The sequence below is a fragment of the Caballeronia sp. LP006 genome, from assembly GCF_031450995.1.
GTDB lineage: Bacteria > Pseudomonadota > Gammaproteobacteria > Burkholderiales > Burkholderiaceae > Caballeronia.
The window spans coordinates 21,785-40,517 of record NZ_JARTVW010000004.1 but is presented as its reverse complement, the minus strand read 5'-3'; the positions used below and the strand labels follow the sequence as shown (position 1 = coordinate 40,517).

Genomic DNA, 18,733 nt, shown 5'->3' with positions numbered 1-18,733 from the left:
TCCGCGACCGCTCGAACGTCGTATGAGACGTGACGATGAATCGCGCTCGCAACCCGAAGCCTATCGCAAAGGAGAAACTCATGCCCGACGAAACTCTCGACCCGGTTGAAGTCGCGCGACGTGTATATGAAGCGTATGTGAAGAAGGATCGTGCCGCCATCGAAGCGCTCATCGCGAAAGACTTCCATTTCACGAGTCCTCGCGATAACCGTCTCGACCGCGCGACTTACTTCGCGCGTTGCTGGCCGAACGCGAACGCAATCGCCACCTTCGACTTCGTTCACATGAGGCAGGACGGCGAACATGTGTTCGTCACGTACGATGCGCGCATGCTCGACGGCAAGGCCTTTCGCAACACGGAGATTCTCTCGATACGAGCCGGCAAGCTGCACGACGCGCAGGTATTCTTCGGCTGGTCGCTGCCGCACGAAGCGCCCGAAGGCGATTCAATTACGACGTGATGCATCGTTCATTGCCGCATCTCGCCGAGCGCGGCCGCGATCTGCCGGCTCATCTGCGCGAGCGCGCGGCTATGCGCCGCGGCGATGGCGGCGAAACCATCGCCTTTCGTGTTTTCGTGCACGAGCGTGTGCCCGTCGAAATGCGATACACCATCGGGGGCGCGAAGGCTCCAGAGTGCATCGAGCGTGACGGAATCGTCGATGACGGATTCGAAATGCATCACATCGACGCGTAGCTGATAGGTCTTGATATCCGCACTCGGCGGATAAATCGACACATTATCCACGCCAAGCACGCGCGACAAATCCGCCGCCAACGTACGCGCGATATTCTCTTTCAACGGCTCGCCCCAGCGCGCGTACTCGTTCACGGTCACTTCGTTCGGCATGGTTCGCGTGATCATTTGCGGCTTGTCGACAAGGTCGGGAACCGTCACGGGCCCCACGGTCACGCGAACGGGCCTGACATTCGCGGCAGGTTGCAGTGTGGCTTCGGGACTTAACGTATAGAACGCGGCCTTGGGCGATGCACCACACGCGCCGACCATGACGATGAGCGCTGGAACGAAGAAACGGTATATCACCTTTTATCCTCCGGCTTGCCGCGCAGTATCGCTTCCGGATGCTGTTCGAGATACTCCGCGAGATTGCGGAATGCAGCGGCCGTGCGCGACAACTCACGCATGGTTTCGGCGGTGCTGGTCTGCAACGGCGAGTCGCTCTGCAACGCGCGGCTCGTCGCGCCGAGCGCATCGCGTGCAGCCGCGAGCGTTGCTTTCGCTTGTGGCGCGACGTCGGTGTCGAGCGTTTTGATAAGCACCTGCGCCTGTTTGAGCGTATCGCGCAGGTCGTTGCTGATCCCTTCGATCGGAATCTTGTTGAACTTCGCCACGAGTGCCTGCACGGAGTCCTGCAATGACTGCAAGCCGCCCGGCACGGTCGGAATTTCCGGCGGATCGCCGCTTGTGTCCATCTTTTCTTTCGGCGTGTTCGGGAAGAAATCGACCGCGATATAGTGCTGCCCCGTCAGGATGCTACCGGTACGCAATTGCCCGCGAAAGCCGTGCTCGACCATGTATTGCAAGAGCTGATGCCGGTCGGGCACGAGACGTCCCGTCTTGTCGCCTGCCCGTATGCGCATGGTGAAGCGTTCCGGATAGAAGTTCACGCGTACCGGGATGCTGAATTCCCGCCGCACCGGATCGTATTGCGTATTGATGGCCGTCACTTCGCCGAGCACGATACCGCGAAAATCCACTTCCGCGCCGACCGACAGACCGCGCACCGATTCCTTGAAATTGAACACGTAGGTATCGACGATACGATCATGCCGCTTCATCGCTTCGGGGCGTGTTCCGAAGAGCTGGAACACGCTGCTCGCAGGCGCTTCCGCCAGATCCTGATGATCAGAGCTATCGGCAAGCTCTTTCAAGGGCGCCGGCGTTTCGAATGCGAGCCCGCCCACAAGTATCGCGACGAGCGATTCCGTGTCCATCTTCACACCGGTCGAATCGAGCTTGACGTCCACGCCGCTCGCCTGCCAGAAGCGCGTATCGAGCTTGACGTACTTGTCGTAAGGGGCGTTGACGAAAATGTGGATGGTCACGCCCATGCCGTCCGCATCGAGCTCATAGGCGGTCACCTGTCCCACCTGGAGACGCCTGAAGTAGATCGGTGCACCGGCATCGAGCGAACCCATGGTCGGGCTCTTCAACACGAACTCGCGCCCCGGCACGTCCGCCGTGATGACAGGCGGCGATTCGAGCCCGGTATAGTCGTGACGCTTCGCGCTCTTCACGCCCACATCCACGCCGATGAACGCGCCTCCGATCAACGTGCCGAGGCCCGACACCGTGCCGCCTGAAATGCGCGGGCGCACGACCCAGAAGCGTGTGTCGTCGACGAGCATGTGTTCCGCATCCTTCGCCATTTCCGCCGATGCGATCACGCGCTTGTGATCCGGCGCGAGCACCACGCTCTTGACCGTGCCGATATCCACGTTCTTGTACTTGAGCTTGGTCTTGCCCGCTTCGAGCCCCTCGCCCGTGTTGAAAGTAATGGAGATCGTCGGACCTTTCTCGAGGATGGCCTGCACCGCGAGCCATCCGCCGATCAGCACCGCGATGAGCGGCACGAGCCAGATCAGCGAAATGCCGAAGCGCGGGCGGCGGGCGGGCAAGGCTTCGGGAAATTCATCCGGAGGCGCTCGCTTGATATCGGGAGGTTCAGCCATGTCCTTGGTCCGCGGCGTCCCAGATGAGACGCGGGTCGAATGCCATTGCCGCGAACATCGTCAGCACGACGACTCCACCGAAAGCAATGGCGGCGGCGCCCGCGCGTATCGTCGCCAGCGCATTGAACTGCACGAGCGCGACGAGCACGGTGATCACGTAAATATCGAGCATCGACCAGCGACCGACGAACTCGACGATGCGATAGATCTTCGTGCGCCGCGCGGGCAGCCAGCGCGAGCGCATCTGCGTGCTGACGACGAGCATGAGCAGCGCGAGTATCTTGAGCATTGGCACGGCAATGCTCGCGATGAACACCAGCACCGCGAGTGGCCATGAACCCGAAGTCCACAGATACGCGACACCGCTCATGATGGTGTCCTTCTGCGCGCCGAAGAGCGAACTCGTATCCATCACGGGCAGCACGTTGGCGGGAACGTAGAGCACCATCGCGGCGATCAGCAGCGCCCACGTTCGCTCGATGCTGTCGGGCTTGCGAAAGTGCAGCCGTGCATGACAACGCGGACAGTTTCCGTCGTGCGCATGCGGCGGCGCCTTGGAGACGAGCGCGCAATCGTGACAGACGAAGAAGCCCGCTTGTTTCGCGGTGCGCGCGTGGCCGCGATAAGCAGGGGCATCGGCGAGGCTGCTTTTGTAGATCAATGCCCATGCCTCGCGCGGATCGAACGATGCCGAAGCGCCCGAGATCAGCAGCATGACGCCGCCGAATGCAAAGAGCGCAAGGCCAGGCACGACACTCGCGATATGCGCAAGTTTCACGAGCGCCACGAGAAAGCCGAGGATCAGCACCTCGGTCATGCCCCACGGCCGCACCGTATGCAACGCGCGAAAGGCGGCACGTCCGGCACGCGGCGCGTAACCCCTGCTCAGTGAAACGAGCAGCCACGCCATGGCGCACATCTCGGCAAGCGGCATGATGAACGTGGTCGCGAGCACGAGCCCCGCGATGGGCCACATGCCATCGGCGTAAAGCACACGCACCGCGCCGAGCAGGGTGGTTTGAACCACCGTGCCGCTCACTTCGAGTCCCACGATAGGAAACGCATTGGCGATGCAGAACATCGTGAGGGCGGCGAGCGTGCAGGCAAGCGCGCGATTCAGTCCATCGGGACGATTGCGATACAGCGGCGCGCCGCAACGTGCACAGCGCGCGACGCCGCCTCTTTGCAGCACGGTTTCATGTTGCAGGAGATCGCATTCGTGACAGGCGATCAAACGCATGTTGGCGCGCGCGTTCATGGCGATGGCTCGTCCTTCGCATCGCGTTTGACCACCGCGCCGCGCGTGTCGTAGACCACTGCCGTGCGTTGCTCGGCTTCCGCGACCCAGCCGCCGCCCATCGCCTTGTAGAGCGAAACCATGGCATTGAGCGCGGCGGCCTGCGTCTGCGTATAGCTCAACTGCGACTGGAAGAGGCTGCGTTCCGCATCAAGCACTTCGATATAGCTCGTGTAGCCACCCTCGTAACGCAGCCGCGCGAGATTGGCATAGGTACGCAAGGCATCGACCTGACGGCCCTGCACATCGCGTGCTTCGCGGCTCTTGGTTAGCGTGATGAGACTGTCGTCGACATCCTGAAACGCCACTTGAATCGCTTTTTCATAGGAGAAAAGCGCTTGTTGCTGCTGCGCCTCCGCCGCCTTGACTTGTCCGCTGATCGCTCCGCCCGTGAAGATGGGCTGCGTCACGGCACCCGCGAACGACCACACGCGCGCCGCTCCCGTGAAGAGTTGCGAGAATTGCGTGCTTGCAGTGCCGAAGAGGCCCGTGAGCGATATCGACGGAAAATACAGCGCCCGCGCCGCGCCAATCTGCGCATTCGCCGCGATCAGGTTCTGCTCCGCCTGACGCAGATCCGGCCGCCGCGTGAGCAACTCCGAGGGCAGACCTTCTGGGACTTGCGGCGTGGCCAGATCGTCGAGTTCGCGGTCGCGTGCGATGCCTTGCGGATTACGGCCCAGCAGAATGGACAACGCGTTTTCTTGCGTGGCGATCTGCTGTTCGAGTTGCGGAATCGTCGCGAGCGCGGCCTGATACTCCGACTGCGACTGCGCCAGTTCCATCTGCGAGACTTCGCCGTATTGAAAGCGCAGGCCGAACACGATCACGGACTCCTGCCGGCTCTTGACCGTGGCTCGCGCAATATCGAGTTGCCGGTCGAGCGAAACGAGCGTGATGTAGGTCGATGCCACCGAAGCCACCAACGACAAAATAGTCGCTCGGCGGCCTTCCTCACTTGCAAGCAGACTAGCGCGTGCGCTTTCCGTCTGACGCCGCAAGCGCCCGAACACGTCTATTTCCCACGAAGCATTCAACGCGAGCTGATACTGATTGATGACCGTGCCTACGCCCGGCGGCAATTGCGCGGACCCGATGGGTAAGCGCTCGCGCTCGGCATTCGCGCCCAATCCCACTTGCGGAAACAGCTGCGAACGCGTGACTTGAAATTGCCCGAGGAATTCATCGACGCGCGCCGCCGCGATCTTCACATCCTTGTTCTCCTGCAACGCAATGGCGATCAACTGATTCAACGCGGGGTCCTGAAATTGCTCCCACCATGCCGTGTTGGCGATCTCGTTCGATTGCTGTGCGGCGAAGCGAAAGCTATCGGGCGTTTCGATGGCGGGACGCTCGTAATTCGGCCCGAGCAGACAACCGCCGAGCATCGACGACACGATCAGCACGATCACACGCGATGACGGTTTCATGGCTATGGTTGAGCGCATGTCATTCGCCTCCGTGCGTTGCGGGCCCGTCATGGTCCGCCGCGGGCGATGAACCCGCTTCGCCCTTGCCTTCGCCTTTCTTCTTCGACCCGAACCTGGCGCTCATGGTCTCGATGACGTAATAGAACATCGGGATGAAGAACACGGCGATGAGCGTGGCGCCCAGCATCCCGCCGATCACACCCGTGCCGATGGAATGCCTGCTATTCGCCGATGCCCCCGTCGCAATCGCAAGCGGCACGCAGCCGAGAATGAACGCGAGCGATGTCATCACAATCGGGCGCAAGCGCTCGGATGCGGCGGTCATCGCGGACTCGTAGATGGACTTGCCCGCTTCGCGGTTGAGCACCGCGAACTCGAAGATCAGAATGGCGTTCTTCGCCGCGAGCGCAACGAGCATGGTGAGGCCGATCTGAAAGTACACGTTGTTGTCGAGCCCGCGAAGCAGAATGGCGAGCAGTGCGCCGAACAAGGCGAAGGGCACGGCGAGCAAGACGCCCATCGGCAACGACCACTTCTCGTATTGCGCGGCGAGAATCAGGAACACCATGACGAGGCCGAAGACGAACACCATCGCCGATGAACTGCCCGAGCTCTGTTCCTCGTATGCCTGACCGCTCCACGCAATACCGTAGTCCTGCGGCAACGTGCTCGTCGCAATGTCCTGCAGCGCGGCCATGGCCTGCCCCGTGCTGTAACCGGGCGCGGCGTTGGCCGTGATCTTCACTGCGGGAAAATTGTTGAAGCGCGTGATCAGATCGGGACCGGTCACGTACTTGTACGTGACTACGGATTTCAACGGCACCATTTCGCCTGAACTGCCGCGCACGAAGATGCGATTCAAGTCCTCGGGCGTGCGACGCTCCGACGATTCCGCCTGCAGGATCACTTGCCACAGACGGCTGTCCTTGTTGAACTGCGAGACGTAGAGCGAACCGAACATGGTCTGCATCGCGCTGTAGACATCCTGCACCGGAACGCCGAGCGTTTCGGACTTGGCACGATCCACTTCGACTTGAAGCTGTTGCGCGTTGGCGTTGAACGTGGATGTCACGCCCTGCAATTCGGGCCGTTGCTTCGCTTTCGCCAGATAATCCTGGACCCTGGCCGATATCTGCGCGCTGCCCGCATCGCCCTTGCTTTGTATCCACATCTCCAAACCGCCCGTCGTGCCAAGGCCCGGAATGGAAGGCGGATTGACGGGCAGCACGATACCCTGACTCACCGTGGACAAATTCTTGTACGCGCCGAGCAGCACGGCGCGCGCATTTTGCGTGCGAATGTTCGCGGACGAGTAGCGCTCATCGAAACTCTTGAAGCCGACGAAGAACGTACCCGCGTTGTTCTTCGTCTGACTGTCGAGCAGGCTGAAGCCATCCACCGTGGTGATACTGTCCACGCCTGGCTGCTTCATGAAGTAATCGGTTACGCGTTCCGAGACTTCTCCGGTGCGGTCGAGGCTCGCGGCATCGGGCATGATCACCGCGCCGAGCAGATACCCCTGGTCCTCGGGCGGCAAGAAGCTCGTGGGTATCGACTTCACCATCCAGATCGAAAGGCCGATCATGCCCGCGAAGATCAGCAACATGAGGATCGAGCGCTTGATGACGAACGCCACCGAGCGCGAATAAGCGCGCGTCATCTTCGCGAAGCCGTTGTCGAACCACGCGAAAAAGCGCGCCTTCTTGCCATGCTCGGGCTTGAGCAGCAGTGCCGCGAGCGCGGGCGACAAGGTCAACGCAACGATCCCGGAGAACACCACGGATATGGCGATCGTGATGGCGAACTGCTTGTACAACTGCCCGGTGATGCCACCGAGAAACGCCACGGGCACGAACACCGCGCACAGCACGAGCACGATAGCGACGACCGGTCCCGAGACTTCGTCCATTGCGCGCTTCGCGGCTTCTTTCGGCGGCAGCTTGAAGACCGTCATGTTGCGCTCGACATTCTCGATCACGACGATGGCATCGTCCACCACGATCCCTATCGCCAGCACCATCCCGAACAACGTGAGCATGTTGATGGAAAAGCCGAGCAGCGACATGCCCACGAACGTGCCGACGATCGACACCGGCACCGCCAGCACCGGAATGAGCGTCGCGCGTATGCTCTGCAGGAACAGATACACGACGATCACCACGAGCACGAGTGCTTCGAAGAAGGTGTGGATCACATCGGCGATCGAAGCGCGCGTGAACTCGGTGGTATCCATCGAAACGCGATAGTCGATCCCTTCCGGAAATGACTTCTTCATCTGTTCGAGCGTGGCGCGCACTTGCTTCGATACATCGAGCGCGTTCGCGCCCGGCTGCTGATACACGGCGATCACCGTTGCGGGCTTGCCCTGAAAGCGGCTGCGGATCGAATAATCCTTCTGTCCGAGTTCGACGCGCGCCACGTCTTTCAAGCGCACGATAGCGGCGCCTCCGTTCTGCGCGCGAATGATGATGTTCTCGAACTCGGCAGGCGTGGCGAGCCGTCCCGTGGTGGTGACGGCGAACGACTGCTGCACGGGCGTGCCCGTCGGCGATTGTCCGATACTGCCCACCGCAAACTGCTGGTTCTGATTGGACACCGCGCTCTGCACTTGAGAAGGCGTCACGCCGAGCTGTGCCATGCGTTCGGGCTTGAGCCAGATGCGCATCGCGTAATCCGGAAAGCCGAAGATGCTCGCCTGATTGGCGCCGGGAATGCGCTTCAGTGCATCGAGCACGTAGATGTTCGCGTAGTTGGCGATATACGTCGCGTCGTAGCGGTTGCTCGGAGAATAGATGGCGATCACCATCATGAACGCCGACGACTTCTTCTGTACCTGCACCCCTTGCGCCTGCACCGATTGCGGCAACTGCGGCAACGCAAGGTTCACGCGATTCTGCACGTCCACTTGCGCGAGTTGCGGGTTGGTGCCGATATCGAAAAACACGTTGAGCGTCATTTGTCCCGTCGATGAGCTCGACGAGTTCATGTAGATCATGTTGTCCGCGCCGTTCACCTGCTGCTCGATCGGCGCGGCCACGTTGTTGGTGACGACATCCGCGCTTGCGCCGGGATACTGAGCCGTCACCGTGACCTGCGCGGGCGTGATGTCCGGATACTGCGCGATCGGCAATGCGAGCATGGCAATGACGCCCGCGAGCGTGATGACGATCGACACGACCATCGCGAAGATAGGCCGGTCGATGAAGAAGTGAGAGAATTTCATGGCGGCCTTCGCTCACTTCGCCTGTTGGGCTGGCTCGACCTTGATGGTCGCTTCGCCTGGCGGCGCAACGGGCGCGGCATCGCCCTTCACGTTGACGGGCGCGCCCGCGGACACGCGTATCGCGCCATCGACGATCACGCGGTCGCCCGCGCGCAGACCATCCGATATGAACCAGTTGTCGCCGAGCCAGTCGCCCACCTCCACCACTTGCTCGCGCGGCGTCTTGCCGTCCTTGTCGAGCAACCATACGTAGTGGCTTTTCGCGCCCTGCAACACGGCGCGTTGCGGCACGAGAATGGCGTTCGGCCGCGTGAGGCCATGCACCAGCGCCCGCACGAACTGGCCGGGGCGCAACTGCCCGGCCTTGTTCGGCAGCACCGCGCGCACGAGGAACGTGCCCGTGTCCTTGTTATACGAAGGCGCGAAGAAATCGACCGGGCCGGTATCCGGATAGCGCGAGCCATCGGCGAGAATGACTTCGACGATATAACGCTTGTCAGCGGGCGCGGTCAGGCGTCCTTTCGCGATCTGATCGCGATAGCTCAAGACCTCGTTTTCCGAGAGACTGAAGTTGATCCACATGGGATCGAGTTGCGCGACCGAAGTCAGCAGGCTCGAATTGCCTGCCGAAAGATAGCTGCCTTCCTGCATGCGCGCATAGCTCGACAAGCCGGTGAGCGGACTCTTGATGGTGGTGTAGCCCAGATTGAGTTCGGCGTTCTGTACTTCGCCTTGCGCGGCGATCACCGAGGCCTGTGCGGATTTCTCGTTGCCGATGGCGTCGTCGAGATCCTTCTTGCTGACGGCGTTCAGCGCTTCGAGCGGACGCACCCGCGCGAGATTCGCCTTGGTCACGGTGAGCCGCGCCTGCTGTTGCGCGAGCTGGCCGCGCGCGGTTTGCAGCGAAGCCTCGAACGGCTTGCGATCCATCTGAAACATCACCTGCCCTGCTTTCACGAGCGCGCCTTCGGTGTAGAGGCGCTTTTCGAGGAAGCCTTCCACGCGTGCGCGGATCTCCACTTCGCGCGAGCTCTGCGTCTGCGCGACGAATTCGAACGTGACGGGCGTGTCGCGGCCTTCGACGGTCATCACGGTGACTTCGGGCGCGGCGGGCTTGGGCGCGCTCGCTTGCTTCTCGCATGCCGCGATGGCGAACATCAACGAGACGCCGACGAAGCGCATGCCCGCGCGCCGCCAGCGCACGAACGCCGACGAAGCCGGAGCGGGGGCTTTGAAGATCCGCAAAGGTGAAGTCGGCATAAGTGTCTCCGCTCGCGTGGCTCGCGTCTATTGCACGGTGTAGCCGCGTCCCGTCATGCAGGCGGACACGGCCCGGTTGAAGGTCGTCATCTCCTGCGAGACCTGTTGCTGATTGGCCTGCTGCTGCGACGCGGCCGCACGCCGCTGCTGCCGTTGATGCACCCCGCTCATTACTGCACCGCCCGCCGCACCCGCTGCCGCGCCCTTGCCCGCGTCACCGGCTATCGCACCCATCGCGGCGCCCGCTGCCGCCCCGCCCGCCGCGCCACGCACGCGTCCGCCCTGTTGCTGCGTTGGCGGTGGCTGGTTAGCCTGCTGCGCGAGTGCCATCGGATCGATACCAGTGTTCTGCTTCGCCCATTGCTGGCATTGCGATACGTCATTGCCCTGCTGGCTCTGGCTTTGGCCGCGCGCGGGGTAATAGATCGCCTGCTGCGCGGCTGCTTCGAGCGTTACCGCGGTCGCAAGCATGAGCGCCACGCTCGATGACAGGCGCACGCGCCGGCTCCGCGCGGTTTGAAACGTGCTGTTCATTTCGGTACTCCCTCTCAGTGTTTTCGTCGATGCCTGACCGTCTGCGCACGCAACCGGCCCTCGTTCCATGTGTCGTCGTTTTATGCGGTGCCGGGAAGGACGTCATGGCGCCTCGCGCACGCGTGCAATGGCCGCGCGCACCGCGCCGATGAACACTTCGTCGTCGAATGGTTTATGCAGATAGGCCGCGGCTCCCGCGGCGAGCGCCGTATCGCGCACGGCGGGATCGTCGTGAGCCGTGACGAAGACGATTGGCATGTCGGTGCCCGCCAGACGCCGTTGCACTTCCAGCCCGTTGATGCCTGGCATCTGCACGTCGAGCACGATGCAGTCGGGCCGCCATGCGGCGTCGTTTTCGTCGAGTGCGGCGAGCAACGCGTCGCCCGTGCCGAAGCTCGCCGACGCCATGCCGGCCGCACGCAGCAGCCGCTTGAGTGCCCGGCAGACCGATTCGTCGTCATCGACCACGGCCACGGTTGGCGTCGCATCGCTCATTGGATCAGGCGTGAAGTTCGGCAGCACCACGAGGCGCTGTGTCCACGCCCCGGCTCTTGATTTCTCGCTGGAGAATAGACGCGCGGCTCTTGAACCGGTATTGGACTTTAGTCCCATGAGCGCGGTGAGGAATAAAGCGGGGACCCGGTCCGGGAAGAAAACCGGGACCGACCGCTAAATTCGAGATACGAATTCCGCTATAGTCTGCGGCTTCACGCGCCGGAGGGGTCGGCGATGTGTCGTTGAAGGTATGTCGTTGAAGAGGAGAATCCGATGAAAACCATCCATCACCTATGTCAGGGCGGCTCGGCCGCGGCCATGTTGCGCACGGCGTTGCGCGATCCCGTCATCGATATCCTCGACGATGGCTCGATCGGCCCGCTCGTCGATGTCGACACCGGCTCGCCCGATGCGCGCGTCGGCTTCATGAAGGCGCTCTACGCGTGCGGCGGCTTCGATCCGCAAGACGAAGCGTCGATGGACTGGTATGGCGAGTTACGCGACATGAACCGGCGCCTCGCCGACCTTACGACTCAGGCGTCCGAGGTAGTGATCTGGGCCGAGGCAGGCGATGTGGAACAAGCGCTGCGTCGACGCGCGCACTGGTGGCTGCGCGACGCGGACGTGCCCGTGAGCGAAATCGATGCGAGCCTGCGCGCCGTGGCTCGCGCGATTCCCAAGGGACAAGCGCTGGCGCTGGATGTCGGCGCGGCCGCCGCGCTCGTCGCGGCACGCAAGCCCGCAAGCGCCGGCCTGCGCACGCAACTCGCGAACGAATGGGCCGCGCTCAAGGAAGATGGGGAAGCCGTGCGTGTGTGGGAAGACGGCAAGCTCGCTTCGCATCCCATCGATCATTACGACGCGGACTTCATCGCGCTCGCGTCGGGCGCCCCGGCCAAGCTCGCAAGCAGCGAGATGCTTGGCGCGGCCATGCATCGTTCGGGACGCAGCGATCTCTTCTGCAAGTGGCGCTTTGCCCGCCTCATCGAGGCAGGCAAGTTGACGGTAACGGAAGGCGACGCCCACGATCTCAACTCGGTGTGGATCGTAAAGAGTTAAGCGTCGGGCGTTCGAATCTCACCCCGCAAAACGCGGCTCTGGAAGGCCTGTCACGCCGAGTCCCGTCACCGCGAAAAGACCACCCTTGTCGCGCTCTTTCTGCGGAATGCCCCACATCGGGCGGCCCATCGTCGTGACGTAAAGAATGTCGAGATTCGGGCCGCCGAACATCACGCTCGTCAGATTGCGAACCGGAAACGGCACGACACGGTCGAGCGAGCCATCGGGCGCGAAGCGCAGGATGCGCCCGCCGAACACCAGCGCGGACCATACGTAGCCTTCGGAATCGACCGTCGCGCCATCGAATGTGCCGGCCATGTCGCGCGCGGAAGCAAACAGCCGCTTGTTCGATATGGCGCCCGTTTCGATGTCGTAGTCGTACGCGTACATCTCCTTGCTATACGTGTCGGTGAAGTAGAAAGTGCGGTTGTCCGGGCTCCAGCATGGACCGTTCGAACAACTGATGCCGCTGTCCAGATGCGCGATCTTGCCGTCCGTATCGAGCCGATAAAGTCCGCCGCTTTTCGTGGAACGCTGGCCGCGATCCGCAAAGTAGCGATCGAAGTCGTAAGACATGGTGCCCGCAATGAACCGCCCTTGCCGATCCACCTTGCCGTCGTTGAAGCGCGTTTCGGGATCGTCGCTTTCCGGGTCGCCGATAAACTGCACCGTCTGCGCGTCGAAATCGTAGAAATGCAGCCCGTTCGCGAGCGCGACCACCGCGCCGCCTTGTTCACGCAGCGCCATGGAACCGATATGACGCGGCACGAAGTAGCGTTCGACCTCGCTGCCATCGGCGCGGCAGCTATAGATTTCGGCGGCGGTACTGTCGATCCAGTAGAGCTTCTCCTCCTTCACGTCCCAAAGCGGTCCTTCACCCAGATGATTGTTGGCATCGACCAGCAAGCGGGTTTCGGGCATCGTCGTCTCCTTCCTGGTTGTGGCGTGGCTACGCCTTGTCCTTGTCCGCGAGGCGGTGAGCGATCAACGCCATCAGCCTGCGATCGCGCCAGCTACTGCGGTTTTCGATCTGATCGGGCGGCAGAACGGCGCGGCGTTCGGCGTCGAGCTTAGTCAATATCTCTTCGGGCCAGTCGAAAGGCACGCGCGTCGCCGTGATGTTGCGATATGTGCCGCTATAGCGCGCCGCGTAATCCGCGACGCCGCCTGGCGCGTTCAGATCGATCGTTTCGAACGGACCCATGAACGACCAGCGCATGGCGAGACCATCGCGCATGACCGTATCGAGGTCGGCCGCCGTGGCGTAACCCTGCGCATAGAGACTGAGCGCTTCGTCGAGCACCGCGCCTTGCAGGCGGTTGAGCAGAAAGCCCGAAATTTCACGATTCACGGTCACGGGCTTCTGTCCCGCCGCTTCGTAGATGGCGCGCGCTCGTTCGATCGCTTCGGGCGCGGTCCACGGCGCGCCGCATAGCTCGACGAGCGGCACGAGCGAAGGCGGATTCACCGGATGCGCGACGAGGCAGCGCGCGCCGCCCTTCAAGCCTTGCGTAAAGGTCGATGCAGGCAGGCCCGAGGTCGAACTGGCAAGCAGCGCATTGGGATGAGTCAGGCGGTCGAGTTGCGCGAATAGTTCGCGCTTGGGCTCGACCATTTCCGCGATGTTCTCCTGCACGAGAGCCGCGTCGGACACGGCTTCCTCGAGCGACTCGCAAGTCTTGATGCGCGCGACGATGGCATCGGTCGACTCGTCGGTCAGCTTGAACGACGCGAGGTCGTCCACGCTTTCCCGTATCGAAGCGATCGCGCCGTTCAGCATGTCCTTCGACGCATCATGCAGATTCACGCTGAAGCCCGCGCGCGCAAACACGATGGCCCACGCCCTGCCGATGCGTCCTGTACCGATGATCGCTATTTGCCTTGGGTTCATTTCTTGTGTCTCCTCCGGTTTTTATGAGCGGCTCGTCAACCTCGCTTGTCGCGCAACGTGATCACCGCAGCGAGAACGACGAGGCCATTGATGATGTCGCGGACCGCTGGCGGCACGGTCGTGCCCGCGAGCAAAGTGCCGAGCGCGGTAAGCAAAAGCGCTCCGCCGAACACGCCGAGATAGTGACCGCGTCCGCCCGTGATGAGCGCGCCGCCGACCACGACCACGGCAATGGAAGGCAAGAGATAAGGATCGCCCATGCCGAGAAACGCCTGCGAACTGAAGCCCGCGAGCAGCAAGCCGACGAGCGCGGAACACAGACCCGAAAGACAATACACCGCGATCAACGTGGAGCCGACGCGCACGCCGGAAAGACGCGCGGCAATCGGCGAATTGCCGACCGCATAGACGCGCCTGCCGAACGGCGTCCGATGCAACAGCAGCAAGGCAATCGCGAGAAACAGCGGCACGCTCCAGGCGGCTAGCGACAGCGGACCGAGACGAGCATTGACGAACTCGCTGATCACGGACGGCGTCCAGCCTTGCGGCGAGCCATTGCAATAGATGAGCGTGAGACCTTGCAGCAGGCCGTTCGCCGCCAGCGTCACGACAATCGGCGGCAAGCCGAGCATGACGACGCCCACGCCGTTGAAGATGCCCACGAGCAGGCCCACGCCGAGCACGACCGGCACCGCCCAGACCGCGGCGCCGTTCAAGCCATGCGTGAGACCCGTCAACAGTACGCCCGATAGCGTGATGAGCCACGGCATCGACAGATCGAGACCGCCGGTGAGAATGACCGCGCCTTGACCGAGACCGAGGACCGCGAGAAACAAGGTCAGCGTGAGCAGGCTGCTATAGAAGTTCGCGCTGATCAGCACGCCCGGACCATAGACGAAGCCCGTGATGACGACCACGCCGAAGAACAGCAGGTACGCGGGAATCACGTACTTGACCCATTCGCGATTGCGCTCGATCCAGTCCGGGATCGCGCGGCCCTTCAACTCCTTGTTCTCGATGGGACGATAATCGCCGACTTCGAACGCCACGTGCCGCGCATGGCCGTCATCGCGTGCACGCGTGCCCGTTCGCACGGCCTTGAGCCATTGCGAAGCCTGCCGCGCGCACTCGTGCGCCGCCGACTGCTTGCCGATGGAAGAACCGAGCACCGCGAGAATCAGGATCACGGCTTCGGCAATCGTCGTGAAGAACGCCGATACGTTCAAGACGAGCAGGATGTTCACCGTGATCATCAGCGTCATTGCGGCGAACACGCTTCCAACGCAACCGCCACGACCGCCACCAAGCAACGTGCCGCCGAGCACGACCGCCGTGAACATGGAAAGCAGGAGCGGGCGGCCGACGAGCGGATCGGCCGAACCCGTCTGCGCCGACACGTATAGGCCCGCTGCCGCGTAGAACATGCCTGCGAGCGCATAGGTCGCGATGCGATAACGCGTGACCGGCATGCCGTTGGCATACGCGCCATCGGGGTCGCTGCCAAGCGCATAGAGACCGACGCCAAAGCGCGTGCGCTTGATGAACGACCACACGAGCAAAGCCACGACGAGCAGGACAGCCGACATCGGTATCTTGTCGGGAATCAGGTCGGCCGTGAGAAAGCCGCCGAATTGTTCGCCGATGCTGCCGCCCGGCTTGTTCTGGATGAGCAGCGTGACGCCTTGCACCATGAACATCGTCGCGAGCGTAACGACAATGGATTGCAAGCGGAACCACGCGATCAGCGCGCCGTTGACGAGGCCGATGCCGCCGCCTATGGCGATGATGAGCGCGACGCCCGCCCACTGCTCGACGGGCGAGCCTTGCACGAAGCGCACCGCGAGCACGTTGGCCAGCGACACGACCGCCGACGCCGACAAATCAAACCCGCCCGACAGCACGACGATGGTCTGCCCGATGGCCGCGAGCGCGAGCGTTGTGCTGCTCGATATGACCGAACCGATGTCGTACATGCCGACCGGCGTGGCGGATAGCGCGACCCACGCAATGAGCATGGCGAGCAACGCACCGATCGCGATGATGAGCCCGCGATGATGGTCGATGCGCGCGCCGATTCCCACGCGCGCGCCGGGCCTCACGATCTCGCTTTCTGGCGACGCTATGGCTATTTTCATATGCAACTCCTCAACTGGATAGCATCTTGCGCATCACGTTCTCTTCGGTAAGCGCCTCGCCTTCGAGCTCGCCCGCATTGCGGCCGCGATACATCACCGACACGCAGTCGCACACGTTGACGAGTTCGGGCACGTCCGTCGAATAGAACAGCACGGAGCCGCCCGCCGCCGCGAACGCACGCATCAAAACGAATATTTGATGCTTGGTGCCTACGTCGATACCGCGCGTCGGGTCGAACATGAGCCACACGCGGCTTTGCGTGAGCAGCCATTTGGCCATCGCGATCTTTTGCTGATTGCCGCCCGAGAAAGAAAGACACGGCTTGTAGAGCGCACGCGGATTCACTTCCATCTGCGCAAGCGAGCGACGTATGGCCGCCTGTTCGCGTTTGCGGTCGATCAAGCCGAAACGCGAGTAGCGTCCGATCACCGGCAGCGACACGTTCTCGCCGCCCGGCAAGCGCAGGAACAAGCCTTCGGTCTTGCGGTCTTCGGGCAGGAAGCTCGTCGCGACGCCGGCCTTGAGCGAATCCGCCGTGGACGTCAACGTAACCGGCTTGCCGTCGATACGAATCTCGCCATCGTCGATGAAGCTCGCGCCGAAGAGCGCCTCGAACATCTCGCGCTGGCCCATGCCCTGCAACGCCGCGATGCCATGCACTTCGCCCACTTTCAGCTTGAGGTCGAACTCGCTCACGACGCCATCGACACGTATGCCGCGTGCTTCGATTGCAGGCGCGCCGTGGTTCTCCGTCAGCACAGGCGGCGTGACCTTCGGCGGATACTTCGCTTCCATCGAGCGGCCGATCACGAGACGAATGACTTCGTCATCGGAGATATCGGCGGTATCGAAAGCACCGACGTCCTTGCCATTCCGATACACCGTGAGGCTGTCGCAGAACTCGCGCACTTCCTGCATCCGGTGCGAGATGAACACGAAGGTCACGCCCTGCGCCTTCATCTCGTCGATACGGCGCGAAAGCCACGCCACGTCGCGGCCCGATAACGCGGACGTCGGTTCATCGAGCAGCAACACTTGCGGCGCGCGCACGATGGCCTTGGCGATCTCGATCTTCTGCCGCACCGGCAACGACAGGTCGCGTATATAAGCGCCAGGACGCACGTCCGACAGTTCCAGCTTGTCGAGCCATTCGGCCGCCTGGCGTTGCGCCTCGCGCTTCCTGATGCGCCCGAGAAAGCCGGTCGGCTCGTACGACATCAACAGATTCTGCGCGACGGTGAGATCGCGCACGAGTGTCATCTCCTGAAACGCGGTCTGCACGCCCGCCCGATGCGCGTCCTTCGGGCCTTTCATCGCCACGTCCCGACCCATCACGCGAATGCTGCCGGCGTCGGGCTGCATGAGACCCGACAGCAGCTTCACCGTGGTGGACTTGCCCGCGCCGTTCTCGCCGAGCAGCGCATGCACCGCGCCGCGTTTGACGGAGAACGACGCCCCGTCGAGCGCGACAGTGGCGCCGAAGCGCTTCGTCACGTTCGACAGGTCGATCGCAAGGGATGTCATCGCTTGCCTCCCTTAACCTTTAGATGTCGTTCAGTCCTGATTGCCGGTGAGCGCCGCGTTGAAGCCCACTTCCTTCGTGTCTTCCGAATAGATGTCGGCGAACCAGCCCGGCGGCACCTTGTCCGGCATGAAGGCCGTGCAACCCGCCTTCAGTTCCTCGATACTGCCCGTCTTGCAAAGCTTCGAATCCTGCGTGAGCACGAGCGGCAGCTTGAGCGTCACGCGCGGCGGAAAGTCCTTGCCGTCGAGCTTCTGCACGGCCATCTTGAGCGCCATGGCGCCCGAGTACGGCGGCGCGCCATACGAGATCGAGCGATACCCGATCGAGCGATACGTGCCCTCGCCCTTGACCGTTCCCGGCGGCAGCATCTGCACACGATGCCCGTTCGACGATTCGCCCGCGCACGGCTTGATCTTGTCATCGGCGATACCGGCTTCGAGCTGCATCGAGGCCGCCGTGAAGCAGCCGACCTGCATCCACAGGCCGTCGATCTTGTCCCAGCTATTCGTCGCGAGAATCTTCGAGAGTTCGGTGCGCGCCGTCGCCTGGCTCCACATGCCGGTGCCTTCGGCGACTATCTTGATGCCGGGGAACTTCGCGAACACGGCCTTTGCCGCTTCGGTGCGCGCGCGGTCCACCGACGTGCCCGGCACGCCGTTGACGACCACGATATTGCCTTTGCCGTTGATGGTCTTCGCGAGCCATTCCGCGGTGACGGTGCCTGCCTGATGCTGATCGATGGTCACGTTATGCGCGCACGGCTCGGTCACTTCGCCGTCGTACGCCGCGACCACCACGCCCTTGGAACACGCGTTCTTGATCGCGCGATTGAGCGCCGTCGGCGAGATCGGGTAGATCACGATGGCTTTCGCGCCTGCCTGCACCATCGAGTTGATCTGCTGAATCTGCTTCTGTGCGTCGGTGCCCGCGACCTGCACTTCGAGATCGACTTTGTCCTTGAGCGCGGGCGTGTTGGCCATTGCCTTCACCATGTTCGCAGCTTCGGTCTGCCAGTCGTTGCCGACATAGCTCATCGACAGAAACACCTTGTACTTGTCCGCCGCTGCGGCCTGCCCTGTTATCGCGATACCGAGCGTCGTCGCGAGCGCCAAACCGAACGCCGTGCGTTTCGCACGACGAATTGTCTGCGTCAATGCTTTCATGTCTTCCTCCGGGTCTTCGTATGGTT

At 62.4% G+C, this 18,733-nt stretch carries 15 protein-coding genes; 2 read left to right on the top strand and 13 right to left on the bottom strand.

All coding sequences use genetic code 11. The features are described from left to right. The first annotated feature begins 80 nt into the window (after positions 1 to 80). Positions 81 to 461, top strand: coding sequence for a nuclear transport factor 2 family protein (locus P9250_RS10345; RefSeq protein ID WP_310392842.1), 381 nt, complete (start codon positions 81 to 83; stop codon positions 459 to 461). Between the two features lie 8 nt (positions 462 to 469). Here P9250_RS10345 and P9250_RS10340 read toward each other — a convergent pair whose 3' ends face one another. The 8 genes from P9250_RS10340 to P9250_RS10305 all read right to left on the bottom strand — a co-directional run bounded on the left by P9250_RS10340 (position 470) and on the right by P9250_RS10305 (position 10,933). Continuing rightward, positions 470 to 1,045 carry a PqiC family protein gene (locus P9250_RS10340; RefSeq protein ID WP_250467476.1) on the bottom strand — a complete coding sequence of 192 codons (576 nt, stop codon included), beginning with the start codon at positions 1,043 to 1,045 and terminating at the stop codon, positions 470 to 472. Then, positions 1,042 to 2,694 carry an MlaD family protein gene (locus P9250_RS10335; RefSeq protein WP_310392840.1) on the bottom strand — a complete coding sequence of 551 codons (1,653 nt, stop codon included), beginning with the start codon at positions 2,692 to 2,694 and terminating at the stop codon, positions 1,042 to 1,044. The genes P9250_RS10340 and P9250_RS10335 overlap by 4 nt, the downstream gene beginning before the upstream one ends. Beyond that, positions 2,687 to 3,952, bottom strand: coding sequence for a paraquat-inducible protein A (locus P9250_RS10330; RefSeq protein ID WP_310392838.1), 1,266 nt, complete (start codon positions 3,950 to 3,952; stop codon positions 2,687 to 2,689). The genes P9250_RS10335 and P9250_RS10330 overlap by 8 nt, the downstream gene beginning before the upstream one ends. After that, complete coding sequence (locus P9250_RS10325) at positions 3,949 to 5,421, bottom strand: efflux transporter outer membrane subunit (protein ID WP_409014892.1); 1,473 nt, start codon at positions 5,419 to 5,421, stop codon at positions 3,949 to 3,951. The genes P9250_RS10330 and P9250_RS10325 overlap by 4 nt, the downstream gene beginning before the upstream one ends. A gap of 19 nt (positions 5,422 to 5,440) precedes the next feature. Further along, the gene (locus P9250_RS10320; RefSeq protein ID WP_310392834.1) at positions 5,441 to 8,644 is read right to left on the bottom strand and encodes a multidrug efflux RND transporter permease subunit; all 3,204 of its coding nucleotides are present in this window, start codon (positions 8,642 to 8,644) and stop codon (positions 5,441 to 5,443) included. A gap of 12 nt (positions 8,645 to 8,656) precedes the next feature. Beyond that, positions 8,657 to 9,826, bottom strand: a complete 1,170-nt coding sequence (locus P9250_RS10315) for an efflux RND transporter periplasmic adaptor subunit (protein WP_409014891.1) — start codon at positions 9,824 to 9,826, stop codon at positions 8,657 to 8,659. A gap of 105 nt (positions 9,827 to 9,931) precedes the next feature. After that, positions 9,932 to 10,438, bottom strand: a complete 507-nt coding sequence (locus tag P9250_RS10310) for a glycine zipper domain-containing protein (RefSeq protein ID WP_310392832.1) — start codon at positions 10,436 to 10,438, stop codon at positions 9,932 to 9,934. 102 nt (positions 10,439 to 10,540) lie between these two features. Continuing rightward, complete coding sequence (locus P9250_RS10305) at positions 10,541 to 10,933, bottom strand: response regulator transcription factor (RefSeq protein WP_250467481.1); 393 nt, start codon at positions 10,931 to 10,933, stop codon at positions 10,541 to 10,543. Positions 10,934 to 11,206: 273 nt separating this feature from the next. On the opposite strand from P9250_RS10305, the gene P9250_RS10300 reads away from it, so the two are divergent. Beyond that, the gene (locus P9250_RS10300) at positions 11,207 to 11,992 is read left to right on the top strand and encodes a DUF3658 domain-containing protein (protein ID WP_310392830.1); all 786 of its coding nucleotides are present in this window, start codon (positions 11,207 to 11,209) and stop codon (positions 11,990 to 11,992) included. An 18-nt stretch (positions 11,993 to 12,010) separates the two neighbouring features. Here P9250_RS10300 and P9250_RS10295 read toward each other — a convergent pair whose 3' ends face one another. The 5 genes from P9250_RS10295 to P9250_RS10275 are packed head-to-tail and all read right to left on the bottom strand — an operon-like array spanning position 12,011 to position 18,707. Then, positions 12,011 to 12,913, bottom strand: coding sequence for an SMP-30/gluconolactonase/LRE family protein (locus P9250_RS10295; protein ID WP_309848461.1), 903 nt, complete (start codon positions 12,911 to 12,913; stop codon positions 12,011 to 12,013). 28 nt (positions 12,914 to 12,941) lie between these two features. Continuing rightward, on the bottom strand, positions 12,942 to 13,883 hold the full coding sequence (locus P9250_RS10290) for a 3-hydroxyacyl-CoA dehydrogenase (RefSeq protein WP_310392828.1): 942 nt from the start codon (positions 13,881 to 13,883) through the stop codon (positions 12,942 to 12,944). Positions 13,884 to 13,918: 35 nt separating this feature from the next. After that, positions 13,919 to 16,018 carry an ABC transporter permease gene (locus P9250_RS10285; protein ID WP_250467485.1) on the bottom strand — a complete coding sequence of 700 codons (2,100 nt, stop codon included), beginning with the start codon at positions 16,016 to 16,018 and terminating at the stop codon, positions 13,919 to 13,921. Between the two features lie 10 nt (positions 16,019 to 16,028). After that, entirely contained in the window at positions 16,029 to 17,543 is a 1,515-nt protein-coding gene (locus P9250_RS10280) for a sugar ABC transporter ATP-binding protein (protein ID WP_250493696.1), read from the bottom strand. 30 nt (positions 17,544 to 17,573) lie between these two features. Continuing rightward, positions 17,574 to 18,707 (bottom strand): sugar ABC transporter substrate-binding protein, encoded by a 1,134-nt coding sequence (locus tag P9250_RS10275; RefSeq protein ID WP_310392826.1) that lies wholly within the window; start codon positions 18,705 to 18,707, stop codon positions 17,574 to 17,576. Between the last annotated feature and the right edge of the window lie 26 nt (positions 18,708 to 18,733).